At 65.9% G+C, this 20519-nt stretch carries 22 protein-coding genes; 6 read left to right on the plus strand and 16 right to left on the minus strand.

Annotated elements, in window-relative coordinates:
- Positions 1-3: 3 nt before the first annotated feature.
- From mraY to ccmA, 11 genes are all read right to left on the minus strand, one after another.
- Entirely contained in the window at positions 4-1068 is a 1065-nt protein-coding gene (mraY, locus tag RXV95_RS12915; RefSeq protein WP_338466445.1) for a phospho-N-acetylmuramoyl-pentapeptide-transferase, read from the minus strand.
- Positions 1069-2541: a UDP-N-acetylmuramoyl-tripeptide--D-alanyl-D-alanine ligase gene (gene murF, locus RXV95_RS12920; RefSeq protein ID WP_338466446.1), complete on the minus strand. Its 1473-nt coding sequence runs from the start codon at positions 2539-2541 to the stop codon at positions 1069-1071. It abuts the gene before it with no gap.
- The gene (locus RXV95_RS12925; RefSeq protein ID WP_338466447.1) at positions 2538-4001 is read right to left on the minus strand and encodes a UDP-N-acetylmuramoyl-L-alanyl-D-glutamate--2,6-diaminopimelate ligase; all 1464 of its coding nucleotides are present in this window, start codon (positions 3999-4001) and stop codon (positions 2538-2540) included. The genes murF and RXV95_RS12925 overlap by 4 nt, the downstream gene beginning before the upstream one ends.
- Positions 3998-5740 (minus strand): penicillin-binding protein 2, encoded by a 1743-nt coding sequence (locus RXV95_RS12930; protein ID WP_338466448.1) that lies wholly within the window; start codon positions 5738-5740, stop codon positions 3998-4000. Before RXV95_RS12930 ends, RXV95_RS12925 begins: the two co-directional genes overlap by 4 nt.
- Complete coding sequence (locus tag RXV95_RS12935) at positions 5737-6393, minus strand: hypothetical protein (protein WP_338466449.1); 657 nt, start codon at positions 6391-6393, stop codon at positions 5737-5739. Before RXV95_RS12935 ends, RXV95_RS12930 begins: the two co-directional genes overlap by 4 nt.
- Entirely contained in the window at positions 6390-7364 is a 975-nt protein-coding gene (gene rsmH, locus RXV95_RS12940; protein WP_338466450.1) for a 16S rRNA (cytosine(1402)-N(4))-methyltransferase RsmH, read from the minus strand. Before rsmH ends, RXV95_RS12935 begins: the two co-directional genes overlap by 4 nt.
- Positions 7361-7801 carry a division/cell wall cluster transcriptional repressor MraZ gene (locus RXV95_RS12945; RefSeq protein ID WP_338466451.1) on the minus strand — a complete coding sequence of 147 codons (441 nt, stop codon included), beginning with the start codon at positions 7799-7801 and terminating at the stop codon, positions 7361-7363. Before RXV95_RS12945 ends, rsmH begins: the two co-directional genes overlap by 4 nt.
- Before the next feature lie 449 nt (positions 7802-8250).
- Positions 8251-8700, minus strand: coding sequence for a hypothetical protein (locus RXV95_RS12950; RefSeq protein ID WP_338466452.1), 450 nt, complete (start codon positions 8698-8700; stop codon positions 8251-8253).
- A 17-nt stretch (positions 8701-8717) separates the two neighbouring features.
- Positions 8718-9725 carry a cysteine synthase A gene (locus tag RXV95_RS12955; RefSeq protein ID WP_338466453.1) on the minus strand — a complete coding sequence of 336 codons (1008 nt, stop codon included), beginning with the start codon at positions 9723-9725 and terminating at the stop codon, positions 8718-8720.
- 68 nt (positions 9726-9793) lie between these two features.
- Complete coding sequence (gene ccmB, locus RXV95_RS12960) at positions 9794-10456, minus strand: heme exporter protein CcmB (protein WP_338466454.1); 663 nt, start codon at positions 10454-10456, stop codon at positions 9794-9796.
- On the minus strand, positions 10453-11058 hold the full coding sequence (ccmA, locus tag RXV95_RS12965) for a heme ABC exporter ATP-binding protein CcmA (protein ID WP_338466455.1): 606 nt from the start codon (positions 11056-11058) through the stop codon (positions 10453-10455). The genes ccmB and ccmA overlap by 4 nt, the downstream gene beginning before the upstream one ends.
- A 63-nt stretch (positions 11059-11121) precedes the next feature.
- On the opposite strand from ccmA, the gene RXV95_RS12970 reads away from it, so the two are divergent.
- Complete coding sequence (locus RXV95_RS12970) at positions 11122-11412, plus strand: 4a-hydroxytetrahydrobiopterin dehydratase (RefSeq protein WP_338466456.1); 291 nt, start codon at positions 11122-11124, stop codon at positions 11410-11412.
- A gap of 12 nt (positions 11413-11424) precedes the next feature.
- Here RXV95_RS12970 and RXV95_RS12975 read toward each other — a convergent pair whose 3' ends face one another.
- The gene (locus RXV95_RS12975) at positions 11425-12216 is read right to left on the minus strand and encodes an SDR family oxidoreductase (RefSeq protein ID WP_338466457.1); all 792 of its coding nucleotides are present in this window, start codon (positions 12214-12216) and stop codon (positions 11425-11427) included.
- A gap of 45 nt (positions 12217-12261) precedes the next feature.
- Positions 12262-12879 carry a DNA-3-methyladenine glycosylase 2 family protein gene (locus tag RXV95_RS12980; RefSeq protein ID WP_338466458.1) on the minus strand — a complete coding sequence of 206 codons (618 nt, stop codon included), beginning with the start codon at positions 12877-12879 and terminating at the stop codon, positions 12262-12264.
- Between the two features lie 150 nt (positions 12880-13029).
- On the opposite strand from RXV95_RS12980, the gene RXV95_RS12985 reads away from it, so the two are divergent.
- Positions 13030-13347, plus strand: a complete 318-nt coding sequence (locus RXV95_RS12985) for a 2Fe-2S iron-sulfur cluster-binding protein (protein WP_338466459.1) — start codon at positions 13030-13032, stop codon at positions 13345-13347.
- 96 nt (positions 13348-13443) lie between these two features.
- Here RXV95_RS12985 and argC read toward each other — a convergent pair whose 3' ends face one another.
- From argC to RXV95_RS13000, 3 genes are all read right to left on the minus strand, one after another.
- Positions 13444-14373, minus strand: a complete 930-nt coding sequence (argC, locus tag RXV95_RS12990) for an N-acetyl-gamma-glutamyl-phosphate reductase (RefSeq protein WP_338466460.1) — start codon at positions 14371-14373, stop codon at positions 13444-13446.
- Positions 14370-15107, minus strand: coding sequence for a C40 family peptidase (locus tag RXV95_RS12995; protein ID WP_338466461.1), 738 nt, complete (start codon positions 15105-15107; stop codon positions 14370-14372). The genes argC and RXV95_RS12995 overlap by 4 nt, the downstream gene beginning before the upstream one ends.
- 89 nt (positions 15108-15196) lie before the next feature.
- On the minus strand, positions 15197-16579 hold the full coding sequence (locus RXV95_RS13000; protein ID WP_338466462.1) for a leucyl aminopeptidase family protein: 1383 nt from the start codon (positions 16577-16579) through the stop codon (positions 15197-15199).
- A 50-nt stretch (positions 16580-16629) separates the two neighbouring features.
- On the opposite strand from RXV95_RS13000, the gene RXV95_RS13005 reads away from it, so the two are divergent.
- The 4 genes from RXV95_RS13005 to glnA all read left to right on the plus strand — a co-directional run bounded on the left by RXV95_RS13005 (position 16630) and on the right by glnA (position 20489).
- The gene (locus tag RXV95_RS13005) at positions 16630-17427 is read left to right on the plus strand and encodes a DUF4163 domain-containing protein (protein ID WP_338466463.1); all 798 of its coding nucleotides are present in this window, start codon (positions 16630-16632) and stop codon (positions 17425-17427) included.
- Between the two features lie 51 nt (positions 17428-17478).
- The gene (gene map / locus RXV95_RS13010) at positions 17479-18318 is read left to right on the plus strand and encodes a type I methionyl aminopeptidase (RefSeq protein WP_338468564.1); all 840 of its coding nucleotides are present in this window, start codon (positions 17479-17481) and stop codon (positions 18316-18318) included.
- A gap of 299 nt (positions 18319-18617) precedes the next feature.
- Positions 18618-18956, plus strand: a complete 339-nt coding sequence (locus RXV95_RS13015) for a P-II family nitrogen regulator (RefSeq protein ID WP_338466464.1) — start codon at positions 18618-18620, stop codon at positions 18954-18956.
- A gap of 123 nt (positions 18957-19079) precedes the next feature.
- Entirely contained in the window at positions 19080-20489 is a 1410-nt protein-coding gene (glnA, locus tag RXV95_RS13020) for a type I glutamate--ammonia ligase (protein ID WP_338466465.1), read from the plus strand.
- Positions 20490-20519: the final 30 nt, after the last annotated feature.

Genomic DNA, 20519 nt, shown 5'->3' on the forward strand with positions numbered 1-20519 from the left:
GGCTCACCTCACCTTCAACGTCGCAAGGCCGATCAGGGCGAGCACGATTGAGACGATCCAGAAGCGGATCACAACGGTCGATTCCTTCCAGCCGAGCTGTTCGAAATGGTGGTGGATCGGCGCCATGCGGAACACCCGCTTGCCAGTGCGCTTGTAAACGAAAACCTGGATGATGACCGATGCCGCTTCCAGCACGAACAGCCCGCCCACGATCGCCAGAACGATTTCGTGGTGCGCGGAAACGGCGATCACGCCCAGCGCGCCACCCAGCGCCAGACTGCCGGTATCGCCCATGAACACCGCGGCGGGCGGCGCGTTGAACCACAGGAAGGCCAGCCCCGCCCCCATCACCGCCGCGCAGAAGATCGCCAGTTCGCCAACGCCCGGCACGTGCGGAATGCCCAGATAGTGCGCATAGTCGACGCGGCCCGCCAGATAGACGATGATCGCGAATGTCCCGCAAGCGATGATAACCGGCATGATCGCCAGCCCGTCCAGCCCGTCGGTCAGGTTCACCGCGTTGCCCGCGCCCACGATCACGAACATCGCGAACAGGTAATAGAGCGGGCCAAGCGGAATATAGAGATCGCTGAAGAACGGGACGTAAAGGTTCGTCTCGCCCACCACCATCCACGCCGCGATACCAGCCACGACGAATTCGCCCAGCAGGCGCACCCGGCCCGAAACGCCCGCGTGGTGCGCCTTCTTCACCTTGTCGTAATCGTCAAGGAAGCCGATCAGCCCGAAACCCGCCGTCACCGCCAGCGCGGCCCAGACAAAACGGCTTTCCAGATCGCCCCACAGCAAGAGCGAAAACGTCAGCGCCGAAACGATCAGCAGGCCGCCCATCGTCGGCGTGCCGCGCTTGGCCAGGTGGCTTTGCGGCCCGTCCTCGCGGATCGGCTGCCCCTTGCCCTGGCGCACGCGAAGCATGTTGATGAAGCGCGGACCGATCACCAGCCCGATGGCCAGCGCGGTAAGCACCGCCGCGCCCGCGCGGAAGGTCTGGTATCTGACAAGATTGCTGAACCCTTCGAAGTTCAGCCACTGCGCAAGCAGGTAAAGCATTTAGCGTTCCCTGGCCGTCAATGCGCGCACCAGAGCGCCCAAACCGACCGAATTCGACCCCTTGACCAGCACGGCGTCTCCACCGGCGATCGGCTTTTCCGCAAGGCATTCGGCGGCCTTTGCGGTGCTTTCCACATGGTCCACTTCGATTGCGGCGGCAAGCGAGTCCCCGGCCCTTTTCCCCAGAGCCCCGGCCAGAGCCGCCATCTCGTCGCCCACCAGTATCGCCCTGTCGATTCCCGCCTCTATCAGCGGTTCGGCAAGTCCGGCGTGATAGCGTTCCTCCTGCGCGCCCAGTTCCTTCATCGCGCCCAGCACCACGATGCGCCGGCGCGCGGGCGTTGCGCCCAGTTGCAGGATGGTCGCGCGCATGGACGCCGGATTGGCGTTATAGCTTTCGTCTATCAGCAGCGCCGTGCCCGATCCGTCTCCGCCTTCGGCTTCCACGGTGTGCCGCGCGCCGCGCCCGGCCAGACCTTCCATCTCGGCCAGGGCCAGTCCCGCCGCGCCAAGGTCTCCGCCCACCGCCTGCACCGCCGCCATGACGGCCAGCGAATTGGCGACCCAGTGCGCACCTTCCTGCGCCACGGTATAGCACACGCGCTGCCCGCCAAGGTCCGCCGTCACGAGCGTGCCGCCACCCGGCGCGGGCACCGCGTCGAGCACGCGCACATCCGCGGTGCGCGACAGGCCAAAGCCGATCACACGGCCCGCGTGCCTTGCGGCCTTCGCCCGCAGGCGTTCGAAATGCGGGCTGTCCGCCGGCACGATGGCGGTTCCACCCGGCTCCAGCCCTTCGAATATCTCGCCCTTGGCGTCGGCGATTTCTTCCTCACCCGAAAAGAAGCCGATGTGCGCGGGCGCGATAGTCGTCACGATCGCCACGTGCGGGCGCACAAGTCGCGTCAATTCAGCCAGTTCGCCGGGATGGTTCATCCCCATTTCGAACACGCCGAACTTCGTGCGTGACGGCATCCGCGCAAGGCTGAGCGGAACGCCGACATGGTTGTTATAGCTTTTGAGCGATCGGTGTGCCCGCCCGCGGCTGCCGCGATCCAGCGCAGCGAAAAGCGCTTCCTTCACACCCGTCTTCCCGGCGGACCCCGTCACGCCGATCACGTGCGCCGCCGCGCGTGCCCGCGCCGCGCAGCCCAATGCCTGCAACGCTTCGAAGGTATCGCCCACAAGCACATGGGGCTGTTCGATTTTCCGGTCGACGATTGCCGCCTGCGCGCCATTGCCGAATGCGCCGGCCAGGAAGCGATGGCCGTCGCTGTTTTCGCCTTTCAGGGCAAAGAACAGGTCGCCTTCGCGCACTTCGCGGCTGTCGATTTCTATACCCGAAACCTGGAAATCGCACGATGCGGCGCCGCCGGTCGCCTCGGCTATTTCGGCCGAGGTCCACAACGCGAGCGGTCGGACGTCCTCGTCCGTCACCGGCCAATCCAGAAGGGCGGGATGCTGGAATGTCATGCGGCAGCCACCTCGCGTGCAACTTCCACATCGTCGAACGGCAGCACGCGCATCGCATCGCCCCGGCCGACGATCTGGCCCTGTTCGTGCCCCTTACCCGCGACAAGGACAATATCGTCGCCGTCGGCGGCCGCAACCGCTGCCGAAATCGCCTCGCGGCGGTCTGCCACCTCCATCGCGCCGGGGCAGCCGCCCAGCACCGCCTTGCGGATCGCCGCCGGATCTTCTCCGCGCGGGTTGTCGTCGGTAACGATCACAAGGTCGGAACCGGCGGCGGCGGCGCGGCCCATTTCAGGCCGCTTGCCCTCGTCCCTGTCCCCGCCCGCGCCCAGCACGGTGATCAGCCGCCCGCGCACGTGCGGGCGCAGCGCGGCAATCGCCGCCTCGATCGCGTCGGGCGTATGCGCATAATCAATATAGACCGGCGCGCCCGCGCGCGTGATCGCCGCGCGTTCAAGCCGTCCGCGCACCGGCTGGAGCCGCGCCAGCGCATCGAATACCTGCCCCGCCTCTCCGCCGGTCGCCAGCACCAGTCCGGCGGAAACAAGCGCGTTCGCGGCCTGGTAGGCGCCGATAAGCGGCAGCACGACCTTGCGGCGTTCTCCCGCCATTTCGACATCGAGTTCCTGCCCCAGCTGGGTCGGCGTGCGGGCGAGCAAGCGGATCGACGATCCATCCGTTTCCGCTTGCCCGCCCACCGCGAGCACGCGCAACCCCCGTCTGCCGGCGTGCTCACAAACCTTGGCCGACCACGGATCGTCGGCCCAGACCACGGCCGTTCCGTCTTCGGCGATGACTTCGTCGAACAGCCGCATCTTGGCGGCGAAATAGCTCTCCATCGTCCCGTGATAATCGAGATGATCGCGGCTGAGGTTGGTAAAGGCGCCCGCCGTCACCCGCAGCCCTTCGTTGCGGTATTGCGAAAGGCCGTGGCTCGACGCTTCATAGGCGACGTGGGTCACGCCTTCGCGGGCGAGGCCGGTCATGTTGGACAGGAACGTGACGATATCGGGCGTGGTCAGCCCGGTCGAAACGCTCTCGTCCGCCGTCGTCACGCCCAGCGTGCCGATCGACGCGGCGTGGTGCCCGCCCATGCGCCAGATCTGGCGCGTCATCTCCACCGTAGAGGTCTTGCCGTTGGTTCCGGTGACGGCGACGATCGTTTCCGGGACGGGCGTGAAAAAGCGCGCGGCAAGGCGGGCGAAGGCGCGGCGGGGTTCCGCATCGGCGATATGGACCGCGCCTTCCACCCGCGCTTCGGGCCGTGCCACGATTGCCACCGCGCCGGCCGCCACCGCGGCGGGAATGAAGTCCTCGCCGTTGAAGCGCGTGCCGGGAAAGGCGCCGAACACCGTGCCGGGCGCCACCTTGCGGTGATCGATGGCGAAGCCGGTCACGCCTGCCTCCCCCCCGGTATCGAGCGCGATGCCCGCTTCCTGCGCCAGCCGCCCCAGCTTCATTCGCCGTCTCCGTTGGCGACCAGCGGAGCGATATCGGAAATGTCCACATCGCGCGTGGGGTCGGGCATGATGCCCAGCATCGGGCCGATGCGCGGCACAAGGCGGCCGACCACCGGGGCCGCGTTCCACGCCGCCGTGCGCTGGAACGATGTGGCCTGCGTGCCCTGCGGCTCATCCAGCGTTGCGATCACCACATAGCGCGGCTTGTCCATCGGGAACGCGGACGCGAACGTGGCGATCACCGCGTTCTTGCGATAACCGTGCTCGCCCGCCAGTTCGGCGGTGCCGGTCTTGCCGCCGATGCGGAACCCGTCGGCATTGGCCTTGCGACCGGTGCCCACTTTCACGATCATCCGCAGCAACTGGCGCATCCGCGCGCTGGTGGAGGCGGTGAACACGCGCCGCCCTTCAACCTTTGCGCCCGGCTTTTCCTTCATCAGCGTCGCGGGATGCCAGATCCCGCCGTTCACCAGCGCGGCATAGGCACAGGCAAGGTGCAGCGGCGTGATGGCGATGCCGTGGCCATAGCTGACCGTCATCGTGGTGATGCGCGACCATTCGCCATGATCCTCTAGCCGCGGCCACAATGGCTTGCCGCGCGCGGGCAGTTCGATGAACGGGCGTTCCTTGAAGCCCAGCGAAAGCATCGTCTCTCTCAGGCGATGGGCACCCAGTTCATCGCCGACCTGCGCCAGCACGATGTTGGAGGAATGGACCAGTGCTTCGGGAATGTTGAGCGTCGCGCCATAGTTGTGGTCGTCGTGGATCTTGAAACCCGCGATTTCAAGCGGTGCGCCCGCCTTGTAACGCCGCGACAGGTCGGTGATCGTCCCGGCATCGATGGCCGCCGCCACCGTCAACGGCTTCATCACCGAACCCAGTTCGTAAACCTGGTTCGTCGCCCGGTTGTAAACGAGGTGGTTGTACGCCTGGTCCGGCCGGTTGGGATCGAATTCCGGCAGCGAGGCGAGCGCCAGCACCTCGCCGCTGTCGACATCGAGCACGATGCCGGTTCCGCCCTTGGCGTTGGTCAGTCCGATCTCGCGGTTCAACTCGTCCTCGAGCGCGCTTTGCACGCGCACGTCGATCGACAGTTCCACCGGCTTGCCGCGCGTCGCGGGGTCAAGCAAGCGCTTGTCCAGCACCTGCTCCATGCCCACGCGGCCATGCCCGTCGGTCGCCACGTATCCCAGCACGTGCGCGGCCAGCGACCCTTGCGGATAATAGCGCTGGTTTTCCCTGGGGATTTCCAGCGCGGGTTCGCCCAGCGCGTGCACCCTGTTCGCCTGTTCGGGCAGGACGCGGCGGACAAGGTAGCTTGCCTTGTCCTGCTTCAGGCGCTTCACCAGTTCGTCGTAATCGGCATCGGGGAAGATTTTCACCAGCGCGGCGGCCACTTCCTGCGGCGTCTTTACCAGCGGATTGCGCCCGTCGTCGTTGAACGCCTTGGGATTGAACCACAGCGCATAGGCGGGAAAGGCGCGGGCCAGCGGCTCTCCGTTGCGGTCGGTGATCTCGCCGCGCGGCGGCAGCAGGCGTTGCGCCATGGAACGCCCTTCCGGCGCCTGCTCGGCAATGCCCAGTTGAACGATCCGCGCGATCGCGACGAAGGCCACGAACAGGATCAGCCCGACGATGACCAGGATGCGGACCTTGGCCGTCAGCAGGGAATTCTGGCGCACATTGGCAAGCTGCACGCGTCCAGTGGCGATCGCCGAGGATGCGGTCAATGTGCTCACCTGCGTGTGGCCTCCACGGCTCCCTTCAATGTCCCGGCCGTGGCGGAACTCTTCGCTTTCCCGCCCTTGTCCGCAAGGATATCCGCAGATTTGTCCACAACGATGCGATGGTGCGGACCCACCGGCAGCGCACTGTCGTCCGCATCGAGCAGCGTCAGGCGCTTGCCCAGCCCCTCGGCCGCCTTCTTGCGGTCCACCGCCTTGGCCGGCTTCGCGTCATCCGCGCTTTTCACGCCATCGGCAACGTCCTCCATCCGGTCGGCCAGCGACGAAACGACCGCGGGGAACGCGGCGCGCGCGGCAACCGCATCGTCCGCGCTGGCGACGCGGATCGGCGCGGGCGCATCGGGGCCGGCGGGCTTGCCCAGCGCGGCAAGCTGGCGCTCGCCTTCGATATACTGCTGCGCTTTGGGGGCGACATAACCGAAGTCGAGATCGTTCCAGGCCTTCAGTTGCTGCTGGTTGGACCGCGTTTCGAACTCGGTTTCAAGATACATCTTTTCCTGCTTCAGCGCGACGATCCGGTTTTCCGAATGGCGCACTTCGCTGCGCAGCGCGTTCACGTGGAACGCCTGCACAAGGATCAGCGCGGCGAACAGGCCCAGCAACGCAAGCCAGCCGATGTTACGCAGGCGGTTGGCGGTGACGATCATGCCGCGATCCTTTCCGCCGGCGGACGCGCCGGCGCGTCGGTGCGCGCCGCCCAGCGCAAGGTGGCCGAGCGGGCGCGGGGATTGCGCGCCACTTCGGCGTCCGAAGGCCGGATGGCGCGAGAGGGTTTTGCGAACGTCGCCGCCGCGCGCGGGGCGACGTCCGGCAGGTGGCGCGAACCGCCGGGGCCAGACTGGCTGGCGGCGCGCAGGAAGGTTTTCACGATGCGGTCTTCCAGACTGTGAAAGCTGACCACGACCAGCCGGCCGCCCGGTTCAAGCAGGTCTTCGGCGGCGGCCAGCGCCTGCGCCAGTTCGTCAAGCTCTCCATTCACGTGGATGCGCACCGCCTGGAAACTGCGCGTGGCGGGGTCTTTCGCCATGCCCGGCTTGTGCCCCAGCGCCTTGCGCACGACGGCGGCGAACTGGCCGGTCGTGGTCAGCGGGCGGGCGGCAACGATGGCGCGGGCGATGCGGCGCGACTGGCGTTCTTCGCCATAGCGGTAAAGCACGTCGGCAATCGCGGCTTCATCGGCTTCGTTCAGGAAATCAGCCGCGCTTTGCCCGTCCTGCGACATGCGCATGTCCAGCGGGCCATCGACCGAAAAGCCGAAGCCGCGACCCGACTGGTCAAGCTGCATCGAACTGACGCCGATATCCATGACCAGGCCGCGCACCTTGTCCACGCCCGCTTCGGCAAGGCTTTCTACCATTTCGGAAAACCGCCGGGGATGGAGCACGAGGCGCGGGGGGCTTTCTTGCGTTTCGGGCCAGCGGTTGCCCGCCTCGATCGCGTCGGGATCGCGGTCGAAGGCATGGACGGTGGCGCCGGCATCGAGCAGACGGCGCGTGTAACCGCCCGCCCCGAACGTGGCATCCACGATCAGGTCGCCCGGCTGCGGGTCCAGCGCCTCCACCACTTCGTCAAGCAATACGGGAACGTGCGGGGCGGTATTTTGCGCGGCAGGACTCACCGGCGCCTCCCCTTGCCGTTCGCCGCATCGGCCATCAGCGCGCGACACTTGGCCTTCGCGGCATCCCAGCCAGCCCCCATCTCGAACAGCCGCTCCGGCGCCCAGATGGTGATGAGGTCGCTACCGCCGTTGAAATAGAGGCCGCCCGTCACCCCGCCCATGTCGGCCAGGTATGACGGCAGCACGAAACGCCCCGAATCGTCGAAGCTGGCGCGGTGGAAGGCGGAAAGCTGGCCCAGCATCTCGTCCCGGTCGAAAGAGCGGTCGCCCGCGGCCTTGGCCATTTCCCATTCGTCGTGCACCAAGGCGTCGAACGTCTCGGTGCGATCGAAGCCGAAACCGACAAGGCACGGCAGCTTGTGATGCTTGTCCAGGCACAGCAGCTTGTCGCCGCCCGATGCGGCGCGAACGCTGGCGCGGAAGTCTGACGGCAGCACGAACCGGTCCTTTTCGCCGCGCGGCGAAAAGCCCTGTCCGAAATACCGAGTTGGCCCTCCCGCCACGCAAACACCCCGCTACGGACAAACTCCTCCGCCTCGGGAAGCGCACGCGCATCCCGGCGCATCCCCCGCGGATGCGGCATGGAAAATCGTCCAGATACGCCTTCTTAACGCGGGAAAGTGCGGGCGGGAAGAGCAAATCGCGGGAAATTACGGGAATTTGCGTCCAGTTGTGCAGTTTTATCAGGATTCTTGCGGGATTCCGGGTACCCCACAGCCTCGGATACCGGACCATGAGTAGTTCTGGCAGATTCGCAAACCCATGTGAATCCTTGTGTTTTCCGGACTGGAATCACTCACGCCCGCACTTTCCCCGAAAGTACCCGCGCGCGACCTTCGTCCCCAAACAGGCAAGGAAATGTGCGAATCGCCGCGAGGCGAGGCAGTCAGGGTTGCTGTTGCTTGACGTCCGGTTCGGAGGTCGGCGGCGCCTGCGTGGGTGTGCCGGCATTGCCGGGCAGCAGGATCATCGCATCGGGCTTCGCGCTGGGGCTCGGCTTGTTGACCGGCAGTTCGGGCGCGACGCCCATGTCCACCAGCGGGTCGCTTGCGGCAGTGGTTGTCGGAGCCGCGGCCGGTGCGGTGTCGACCGCTTCGGGCGAAGCGATGGCCACCGCGTCTTCCGACTGGCGCGCCCGCTCCATCACGATGTTGGCAAGGCCCACCATCAGCAGCATCCCGCCCAGCCCGAACAGGCCCACCTGCAAGCGGTGCACCGCCTGCGCGCGCAATTCCCGCTCACTGGGAGAGGTGAAGCGCAGGGGCAGCGCCGGGCGGCTATCCGCCGCGATATGCCGCGCGATACGCTTTTGCAGGGGGTTGGCGAGACGTGCCATCGCCGGACCCTAGCCGATCAGGCCAGCCAGGGAAATACCGGGCGTTCCTTGGCGCGCAGCCATTCGGGATTGTAAAGCGTCGACAGGTAGCGGAAGCCCGTGTCGCACAGGATCGTCGCGATGCGGGGGCTCTTGCGGCCTTCGGCCACCAGCTTGCGGCCCAGCGCGACCGCGCCCGCCACGTTGATCCCGCTGGAAAGACCAAGGCACAGCCCTTCCTCTTCCAGCAGGCGGCCGACCCAGTGCAGCCCCTCTTCGTCGGAAATGCGGAACGCGGTGTCGATCGGCGCGCCTTCTAGATTGGCGGTAATCCGCCCCTGCCCGATCCCTTCCGCGACAGAGCTGCCTTCCGATTTCAGTTCGCCGCATTCGTAATAGGAATAAAGCGCCGCGCCGTGCGGATCGGTAAGCGCGATGGTCACGTCCTCGTCGAACGCCTTCAGGCCCAGCCCGACGCCCGCGATCGTCCCGCCCGTTCCCGCGGCGCAGGTAAAACCGTCGATCCGGCCGCCCATCTGCTCCCAGATTTCGGGCGCGGTGCTTTCGATGTGGGCGCGGCGGTTGGCGATATTGTCGAACTGGTTGGCCCAGATCGCCCCTTCGGTCTCTTCCGCAAGCCGGCGCGAGGTGTGCACGAAGTGGCCGGGGTTCTTGTAGGGCGCGGCGGGAACCAGCACCAGTTCGGCCCGCAGCGCGCGCAGCGTATCCATCTTCTCGCGCGACTGGGTTTCGGGCATCACGATCACCGTCTTGTAGCCCAGCGCATTGGCGACAAGCGCAAGGCCGATGCCGGTGTTGCCCGCCGTGCCTTCCACGATCGTGCCGCCGGGCTTCAGCGTTCCGCGCTCTTCGGCGTCGCGCACGATCCACAACGCCGCACGGTCTTTCACCGATGCACCGGGGTTGGCGAATTCGCACTTGCCGAAGATGTCGCAACCCGCCGCCTCGCTTGGCCCTGCCAGGCGGACGAGCGGCGTATTGCCGATAAGGGAAAGCGTATCGGGAAGGGTCGTATCAGAAGTCATGCAGAAACAGGTAAGGCCCGGCTGCCGGTTCGGCAATGCAATTGCGCTTGGCCGCCTGCAAGCGCGGCTTATTCGCGCCCCGCACGGATCGCCGCCCCGCCGGCGAACGGCGCGATGGCCAGTGCCGCAAGGCTTGCCGCCGCCAATAGCAGCAGACCGCCCTCTCCGCCCTGTTGCAACGACCCCGCGCCGAAGATCAGCAACGGGACAGTCAGCGGGATAGCCAGCAGCCCGCCCAGCGCCGCGCCGCCGCGCAGGCCCGCCGTCAGCGCCGCGATGGTCACGCCGATGGCCGCAAGCCCCGGCGTGCCCACCAGCAGGCCAAGCTCGACAACCGCAAGTTGCCGCGCATCGAGCGACACGAGCGCGGCGGCAATCGGTGTCGCCAGCATCAGCGGGATGCCGAAGCTAAGCCAGTGGGCGATAATGCGCACCAGCATCAGCGCCTCTTCCGATATGCCGCGCAATGCCCACTGGTCGAAGAACCCGGCGTCGAGGTCGGGTTCCACCAGCCGGTCTATCGGCAGGATCGCAGCGAGCAGCGCCGCCACCCAGATCACGCCCGCGCCGGTCCGGTTCAGCAGCTTCGTGTCCGGTCCCACCGCAAAGGGGAACAGGATCGCCACCGCCACGAAGAACAGCAGGGGCAGAACCGCTCCGCCGCGCCCCTGCGCGCCGCGCGTCAGCAGCACCAGGTCGCGAAGGAAGATGGCCCAGAGCGCGCGGATCATTCGTCCGCCTCCGCACCTGCCCGCTCATCCGGCACGTGGTCCGCGATGGACAAGACCTGAAGGCCGTCCAGCGCCAAGGGCAGGTGCGAGGCGATGACGGCGATTCCGCCGGCCGCGCGGTGCAGTTCGATCATGTGCTGCGCGCGTTTGGCCCAATCGACATCCAACCCGTTCAGCGGTTCGTCCAGCATCCACACCGACGCCCCGCTCGCCGCCACGCGGGCCAGCGCCGCGCGCTTTTTCTGCCCGGTCGAAAGATAGCGCACGGGAACGTCCAGCAGGTCGTCAAGGCCAAGCGCGGTCACGCGTTCCATCACGCCGTCCACCCTGCCCCAGAATGCCAGCGCGCGTTCCAGCGGCACGTGCGCGTCCAGCGCCATGCGTTCGTCTATCAGCGCGATACGCCCTTCGCGTTCCACCGATCCGGCGTATGGACGCAACAGGCCGGCGAGGATGCGGATCAGGCTGGACTTGCCGGTGCCGTTCGGCCCCGTTACCTGCAAGGCATCGCCCGGCGCGAGCGACAGCGACAGGTTCCTGAACAGGATCCTGTCGCCGCGTCGGCACGCGAGATCCCTTGCGGCTAGGCGGCAGGCTTGCATGGCGCGTGGCGATAGTTGAAAGCGCGAAGCCTGCCAAGCAGCCCCGATCTCCCAGGAGTAAACATGGCTATCGATCCCCTCACCGATTCCGAACGCGACAGCGCGCTGGACCGCCTTTCCGCCTGGACCCTTCGCGACGACGGGCTGGCGATCCGGCGCAGCTTTTCATTCGACGATTTCAGCGAAGCCTTCGCCTTCATGACCCGCGTGGCGCTCTATGCGGAAAAGGCGGACCACCATCCCGAATGGTCGAACGTCTACAACAAGGTCTCGATCACGCTGACCACGCACGATGCGGGCGGCCTTTCGAAGCGCGACCTGGCGATGGCCGCCGCGATCGACCGGCTGGTGTAGGCCGCCCGGACCTCAATCCATGGGCGCAAGCGTGCGGCGCCGCACCAGGCCGGGGGCGAAGCGCGACATGAAGGAAAGCTGCTTCGCGGTCTTTCCCACCAGCGTGTGAACCTTCGATCCGTGGACCGCGTCCCACGCGGCCTGGGCCACGTCTTCCACCGGGATGAAGTCCAGCTTCGCCTCCACCACGCTGTCGCGCATCGAAACGTTGGTGTGCGTGTTGCCGGGCTTTTGCAGCAGCGGCGTATCGATGAAGCCGGGCATCAGGTCGCGCACCTTGATGTCATCCGCCGACCATTCGGAATCGAGCGCCTCTGTCATCGCGCGCACGCCGAACTTGGTGGCCGAATAGGTCGCCATGTTGGCAATGCCGTAAAGCCCGGCCGCGCTTGCGGTGTTGAGCAGGCAACTGCCCGGAGTCTTCGCGAGATAGGGCCGGGCGGCCTGCGCACCATAGATCACGCCGCGAAAGTTCACGTCCACCAGCATGTCGATTTCCGACTGCTGCATTTCAGAAAGCGGGCCACCGAAGGCAACGCCCGCGTTGTTGAACATCACGTCGATACGCCCGCCGCTCGCTTCCGCGAAATCGGCCAGCGCCTCGTCCCACGCCAGCCGGTCGCGCACGTCCAGCCTGTGCATGGTCGATCCGCCGTCGGGCAGCAGCGCAGCGGTTTCGCGCATTCCCGCCTCGTTGATGTCGGCAAGCCCGACCAGCCAGCTTTCGCGCGCAAACCGCTGCGCGACCGCGCGGCCTATGCCCGATCCGCCGCCCGTGATGAAAATCGCCTTGCGCTGCGACATTGCCCCTCACCCTTCCCTGATTCGCTGAGCTTGTGAACAGGCATCCTAGAGCGCGGGATTGTTGTAGCAATGCCAAGTGAAGATGGCCGCCGCGCCGCGGTGCGGGCGCCAGTCCTCTGCCAGCGCGCGGGTTTCCTTTTCGCCGGGCCGTTCGGGCAGGTCCAGCAGCTTGCCAATCCCCGCCTGCACCGCAAGATCGCCCGCCGGCCAGATATCCGGCCGGCCTTCCGCGAAAAGCAGATAGATCTCTGCCGACCAGCGCCCGATGCCCTTGATCCGCACCAGTTGCGCAATCGCCGCTTCATCGTCATCCGGCAGGTTTTCAAGGTCGAGCTGCCCGGTTTCGACCAGCTCGCAAAGCGACCGGGCGTATCCCTGCTTCTGGCGCGAAAGGCCGCAGCCGCGCAGCGCATCGAACTCCGCGTCCAGAAGGTCACGCGGGGGAATATCCTCACCCAGCAAGGCTTCGAGCCGGTTCCATACCGACGCGGCGGCGGCCACGCTTACCTGCTGGCCCACGATCGTGCGCAACAAGGTGCGATACCCGGTCGGGCGGATGCGCGGTTCGGGATAGCCCACCCTTTCCAGCGCGCGCGCGATCCCCGGCGAACGCGCGGCAACGTGATCCAGCCCTTCTGCAATGGCGTGTGCGCTCAGGCCCATCGGCATTCATTCCCGTCAAAACCCGGCCAATATCCCGGTCAGCCCGCAACGCACGATGCTTGCCAAAGCCGGGCACAGCCTTTAGCAGCCCGCAGCGAACGCAAACAAGGGGCGCAGCGGACCGCGGGCGCCTGCCAAGAGGATAGTCGAATGCCCAAGCTGATCGTTGTCAATCGTGCCGGTGAAGAAACGACTGTCGATGCCACCGCCGGCCTTTCGGTGATGGAAACGATCCGCGACAACGGTTTCGACGAATTGCTGGCGCTGTGCGGCGGTTGCTGTTCCTGCGCCACCTGCCACGTTCACGTCGATCCCGCCTCGATGGACAGGCTTGAGCCGATGGGCGAGGACGAGAACGACCTGCTCGACAGTTCGGACCACCGCAACGAATATTCGCGCCTGTCCTGCCAGATCGAGATGAGCGACGCGCTCGACGGCCTGAAGGTGACGATCGCGCCCGAAGATTGATTCGGCGAAGCGGATACGACGCGAATTGAAGCAGCGCAGATTGATCCGCAGCGGACCAAATTTACGAGAAATGCGGACGCGTGCGGCGGGCTGGTGCTAAAGCCGCAGCCCCGCGGTTTCATCCAGCCCGGACATCAGGTTCAGGCTCTGCACCGCGGCGCCGCTCGCCCCCTTGCCCAGATTGTCGAGCCGCGCGACGAGGCGCGCCTGCGACCCGTCGGCGCTGGCCATCACGAACAGTTCCATCCCGTCCCACGGCTGCATGGATGCGCGCAGCAGCAGTTCCCCTTCTTCGGGAACGCCGGGATTGACCGTTACGATGGGCGATCCTTCATAAAACCGGGCGAGTTCGGCGCGTAGCGCGTCGCGCGAACCTGCGCCGGGCATGGCCGAAAGCGCCAGCGGCACTTCCACCACCATGCCGCGCAGCGCGGGGATCACCGCCGGCGAGAACAGCGGCGCGATCGACAGCCCGGCATAGGCTTTCATTTCCGGTACGTGCTTGTGCCCGAAGGTAAGGCCATAACCGCGCCACGCGATATCGGCATCGTCGGCATAGCGCGCGATCAGCGCCTTGCCGCCGCCAGAATAGCCGGACACGGCGTTGCAGCTATAGGCCCAGCCGGCAGGCAACATCCCCGCGCGCACCAGCGGCGCCAGTCCACCAAGGAAGCCGGTGGGATAGCACCCCGGATTGGCGACGCGCTTCGCATTGGCCACGGCATCGTGCCCGACCAGTTCGGGGAAACCATAGGTCCAGCCATCGGCCACGCGATGCGCGGTGGATGCATCTATCACGCGGGTGGTATCGTTGCGGATCATGCCCACCGCGGCGCGCGCCGCATCGTCGGGCAGGCACAGGATCACCACGTCGGCATCGTTGATCGCTTCGGCGCGCGCGGTATCGTCCTTGCGCCGCGCATCGTCGAGCGCGATCAGCGCGAACTCGCTCCGCCCGGCAAGCCGTTCCGCGATTTCCAGCCCGGTCGTTCCCGCCGCGCCGTCAATGAATACCTGCACCGTCATGGCAACACCCGCCTGCGGGACGTTTCCCCGCCTTCCTTGCGCGCCAGCATGTCTGCCAGCGGCTCTTTCACGACCTTGCCCGCGTCCTGGCTGGCATGGATCACCGTATCCGCATCCACCAGGATCGCCACGTGCCCCTTAAGGAAGACCAGGTCTCCGCGCTGCGGTGCCGCGCCGGCGTCCAGCTTGCGCCCCGCTTCCGCTTCCTGCTGGTCGCTGTCGCGCGGCAGCCGGAATCCGGCGCGCGCGAACACGGTTTGCACAAGGCCCGAGCAATCGATGCCCGCACCGCCGCGACCGCCCCAGACATAGGGCGTGCCGACAAGCGCTTCGGCGCTGGTAACCGGGTCCGTTCCGTCGGGCGCGGGGGGCGGCGGCACGTCGGCCGGATCGCCCAGCGCCTGAAGCGGAAGATAGCCGAGATAATGGTCGTGCGCGCCATAGCCCCAGCCCCATCCACCGGCGAGGTCGAGCAGCATGAAGCGTTCGCCTCGCAACAGTTCGGACACCTGTTCGGACGCGTCGCCCTTGGCCGCACGCAAGGCGACGTGATCCACCGCCACCGCGCGCTCCATCGGCACGACATAATGCGGGGCGAAAAGCTGGCCGCGCAGCGCGATATCGGCAAGGTCGCCACGGATCGGCGTGACGCGCGGATCGGTTACGCGCGCGGGTCCGGCCAGCGCATATTGCCCGGCATAGGAATCGGTGTCTGGCTTTGCTTCGGCGTTCAATTTCTGTCCTTCATGGGAAGCGCGCGCGATTAGCGGCTCATCGCCCCGGGGGCAAGCATTGCCGCCGCCGCGCCCCAGCATGAAACCGTTCAATCGTAGCGTCCCTTCAGCATGTGCCATGCCGCGCGAAGGCCCAGCGCCTCGCCGCCCTTGGGCCGGCCGGGCTTGGCCGCGGGCCGCCACGCGAATGTATCGAAGTGCAGCCAGTCTATCCCTTCGCCCACGAACCTGTCTAGAAACAGGCCCGCCACGCTCGCCCCCGCAAACCCGTTGGGCGCGGAGTTCACCATGTCGGCGATGTCGGACTTCAGGTATTCGCGATAGGCTTCGGGCAGCGGCAGTCGCCAGCACGCATCGTCGCTGGCCTTGCCCGCCGAAAGCAGCGCATCGGCCGTCTCGTCGCGGCGGGCGAACATCGCCGGAAGATCGGGGCCGAGCGCCACGCGCGCGGCACCGGTCAGCGTTGCGAAATCGACGATCAGGTCCGGCTCGTCTTCGCTCGCCCTTGCCAGCGCGTCGGCCAGGATCAGCCGCCCTTCCGCATCGGTGTTGGTGATTTCCACCGTGGTTCCCCCGCGCGCGGTAAACACGTCGCCGGGGCGGAAGGCATTGCCCGAAATCGCATTCTCCACCGCCGGGACAAGCAAGTGCAGCCGCACCTTCAGGTTGTGCTGCATGACCAGCCGGGCCAGCGCGATGGCGTGCGCGGCGCCGCCCATGTCTTTTTTCATCAGAGCCATGCCTGCGGTCGGCTTGATATCCAGCCCGCCCGAATCGAAGCACACGCCCTTGCCCACGATCGCCAGTGTGGGATGCTTGTCCTTGCCCCATATCAACTCGATCAGGCGCGGCGCGTTGCCGCGCGCCGCCGCGCGGCCGACCGCGTGGACCAGCGGATATTCCTGCTCCAGCTTGTCTCCGCCGGTCACGCTCACTTGCGCGCCGTGCGCCTTGGCAAGCGCGCGCACCGCGTCTTCAAGCTGGGGCGGCCCCATGTCCTCTGTCGGCGTGTTGACGAGGTCGCGCACCTGCGCCACCGCTTCGGCTTCGTGCAGCGCCGGTTCGATTGCCTTGACGTCGGTCGTCAGCAGCACGCGCGGCCCCTGCGCCTTCGGGTCCTTGCGATAGCGATCGAAGCGATATTGCCCCGTCACCCAGCCGTGCAGCGCGGGGCCGGGTTCTGCGCCATCGCGGCGATAGGTGCCTTCGGGCAGCACTTCGGCCAGCTTGGCCATGCACCAGCTGGACAGGCTTTCGACATTGGCGACGCCGGCGACGACCGACCATTCATCGCCTTGCGGCACGATTGCGTGTTCATATCCGCCGCCGGTGAACTTCTGCGCTTCCACCGCGGCGCGCTGCCCTGCGGACAGCGACTTCAGCCAGTCTGGAAAGGTAGCCTTGTCGACAAGGCGGATCGGGATGGCCTTCTGGCCGCGGTCGGGCTGGATCAGCGCGTTCTTGTTTGTCATGCTGACAGGCTATTGCCCCAGCCGCGCCTCATTCGCGAGAGGAAATTCCCATGCGCCTGCCCCCTGCGCCCGTTTCGGCCCTGCTTTCGGCCTTGCTCCTTGCGGCCTGTTCGGGCGGCGGATCGCCCGACGATGCGGGCGGCGGCGCGCAGGCGGCGTCCAGTCCCGCGCCAGCAACCGCGCGAACGGTAAAGGAAGCCAACGACCTTTATTCCTTCGCCTATTCCTATCCCGCGCAAGCGGGGGCGATCCCCGCGCTCAAGACGTGGCTCGATGCCGATCTCGACAAGGCGAAGAGCGAACTGGCGAACGAAGCGAAGGACGCGCGCGACGATGCGGAGCGGCAAGGCTATCCCTTCCGGCCATATGACCGGACCGAACACTGGAAGGTGGTTGCCAGCCTTCCCGGCTGGCTCAGCCTGTCGGGAGAGACATATGCCTTCACCGGCGGCGCGCACGGGATGACCGGATTCGAAACGCTGCTGTGGGACAAGGCCGCGGATACCAGGCGCAAACCGATCGACCTGTTCGTTTCGGAAGACGCGCTGCGCGGCGCGATCCGCAAGGACTTTTGCGCACAACTGGACAAGCAGCGCATCGAAAGGCGTCAGGGCCACACAATCGGCGGCGGCATCAGCGAATTCGTGCAGTGCATCGACCCACTGCGCCAGACGCTGGTGCTTGGATCGTCGAACGGCAAGACGTTCGACCGGATCGACATCCTGATCGCCCCTTATGCCGCCGGCCCCTATGCCGAAGGGACGTATGACGTCGCCGTGCCGGTAACGGATGCCGTGCTGCGCGCGGTGAAACCGGCCTGGCGCGAATATTTCGCGAATGGCGGCTGACGGGCGCGCCCTCCCCTCGCAATTTTGCGAAGCGTTCGCTACATGGGCGGCATGACCGAATATGTAACCGTGGACGAAAGCGACGTCCTGCCGCGTGACGGCACCATCAAGCTGCATGGCCCCGCCGGCTTCGAAGGCATGCGCAAGGCGGGCCGCCTTGCCGCCGAAATCCTTGACGCGCTGGTTCCGCTGGTGAAGCCGGGCGTGACGACGGGCGAGCTTGACGACGTGGTGCGGCAGATGACGCTCGATGCCGGCGCGGTTCCGGCGACGCTGGGCTATCGCGGCTATACCCATTCGTGCTGCATCTCCATCAACCATGTGGTCTGCCACGGCATTCCTTCGGAAAAGACGCTGAAGGACGGCGACATCGTCAATATAGATGTGACACCGCTGCTCGACGGCTGGCACGGCGATACCAGCCGCATGTATCTTGTCGGCGATGTGCCGCTGAAGGCCAGGCGGCTGGTCGATACGACGTATGAATGCCTGATGATCGGGATCGAGCACGCGAAGCCCGGCGCCCGACTGGGCGATATCGGCGCGGCGATCCAGGCCCATGCCGAACGCCAGCGTTATGGCGTGGTGCGCGAATTCTGTGGCCACGGCGTCGGCCGCCTGTTCCACGACGCGCCCGAAGTGGTCCACGCCGCGCGCGCGGGAACCGGCCCCGAACTGAAGCCGGGCATGTTCTTCACCATCGAACCGATGATCAACCTGGGCAAGCCGGGCGTGAAGCTGCTGGACGACGGGTGGACGGCGGTTACGCGCGACAGGTCGCTTTCGGCCCAGTTCGAACATTCGATCGGCATTACCGAAGACGGGTGCGAGATCTTCACGCTCAGCCCGAAGGGGCTGCACAAGCCGCCCTACGACACCGCGACTGCCTAATATTACGACACCGCGACTGCCTAATATTTAGGCAGATCGCTGCGCAAACTTTGTGCAGTGCGGCAGCGCTGGCGCGCAATTTCGCGTGCCAATCGCCGTTGCGCGCGATTCTTTTCTTACTGCAACCGCGAAATTGACGCTTTCCCCGCGCCTTGCGATGTCCTAGGTCGGGGAAAGTGAGCATGGCACGATTCTTGTTAGGCTCGTGCCGTATGGACAAACCGCCGGCACTTCCGAACAGCCCGTCCGGGCCTTCGGGAAGAACCCGCCGGTAGAGCGTTGCAGGGGTCAAAGGGTCCGTGAAAAAGGTCGAGGCGATTATCAAGCCGTTCAAGCTCGACGAAGTGAAGGAAGCGCTTCACGAAGTCGGGGTTTCCGGAATCACAGTTACAGAGGCCAAGGGCTTCGGGCGGCAGAAGGGCCATACGGAGCTCTATCGCGGCGCCGAATACGTCGTTGACTTCCTCCCCAAGGTAAAGCTCGAGGTCGTAGTGCCCGACGCCATGGTGGAACGCACGGTAGAGGCGATCGCCGCCGCCGCGCAGACCGGCCGCATCGGCGACGGCAAGATCTTCGTCGTGCCGATCGACAGCGCGCTGCGCATCCGCACCGGAGAGCGCGACGAGGACGCGGTCTGACACGCATTTCAACCCGCCGGACACCCGGCGGGCCGGAAAAACGGAGGGCTTGCCCGCCAACCGCGCGGGCGAACTTCCACCCCAAACCCCTTGCATCGCGCAAGGCCAGTCAAGAGGACCAAGATGGCTAAAGCAAAGGACATCCTCGCCCAGGTGAAGGATGAGGAAATCGAATGGATCGACCTGCGGTTCACCGACCCCAAGGGCAAGTGGCAGCACCTGACCATGGTTGCGGGCGTGATCGGCGAGGACGAACTGGAAGACGGCCTGATGTTCGACGGTTCGTCGATCGAAGGCTGGAAGGCCATCAACGAATCCGACATGATCCTGAAGCCAGACCTTGAATCGGTCTATATCGATCCGTTCTCGGCCACGCCGATGATGATCATCAACTGCGACATCGTGGAACCGTCGACCGGCGACCTCTATGCCCGCGACCCGCGCTCCACCGCGAAGCGCGCCGAAGCCTACCTGAAGAGCTCCGGCATCGGCGACACCGTGTTCGTCGGCCCCGAGGCCGAGTTCTTCATGTTCGACGACGTGAAGTTCTTCGACGGCTATGACGGCAACGGTTTCAAGATCGACGACATCGAACTGCCGACCAATTCGGGCAAGGACATCGAAGGCGGCAACCTCGCCCACCGTCCGCGCGCGAAGGGCGGTTATTTCCCGGTCGCCCCGGTCGACAGCGCGGTGGACATCCGCGGCGAAATGGTCGCCACGATGCTGGAAATGGGCCTGCCCTGCGACAAGCACCACCACGAAGTGGCCGCCGCCCAGCACGAACTGGGCCTGACCTTCGGCACGCTGGTGCAGACCGCCGACCGCATGCAGATCTACAAGTACGTGGTCCAGCAGGTCGCCGCCGCCTATGGCAAGACCGCCACGTTCATGCCCAAGCCGATCATGAAGGACAACGGGTCGGGCATGCACACCCACATGTCGATCTGGAACAAGGGCAAGCCGCTGTTCGCCGGTAACGGCTATGCCGGCCTGTCGGACATGTGCCTCTATTACATCGGCGGCGTGATCAAGCACGCGAAGGCGCTGAACGCCTTCACCAACCCCACCACCAACAGCTACAAGCGCCTGGTTCCGGGTTACGAAGCGCCGGTCCTGCTCGCCTATTCGGCGCGCAACCGTTCGGCCTCGTGCCGCATCCCCTATGGCGCGGGCGACAAGGCAAAGCGCGTGGAATTCCGTTTCCCCGACGCGATGGCCAACCCCTACCTCGCCTATTCGGCGCTGCTGATGGCCGGCCTCGACGGTATCCGGAACAAGATCCACCCCGGCGAAGCCATGGACAAGAACCTTTACGACCTGCCCCCGGCGGAACTGGCCGAAGTGCCGACCGTGTGCGGTTCGCTGCGCGAAGCGCTGGAAAGCCTGGAATCCGATTACGAATTCCTGCTTGAAGGCAACGTCTTCACCAAGGACCAGGTCGACGCCTATCTCGAACTCAAGTGGCCGGAAGTGCTGCGCTGGGAAACCACGCCGTCGGCGGTCGAGTTCGACATGTACTATTCGGCCTGATCCCGCACGGATCGGAACCGAAACAGCAAG

Source organism: Novosphingobium sp. ZN18A2, from assembly GCF_036784765.1.
Taxonomy (GTDB): Bacteria; Pseudomonadota; Alphaproteobacteria; order Sphingomonadales; family Sphingomonadaceae; genus Novosphingobium.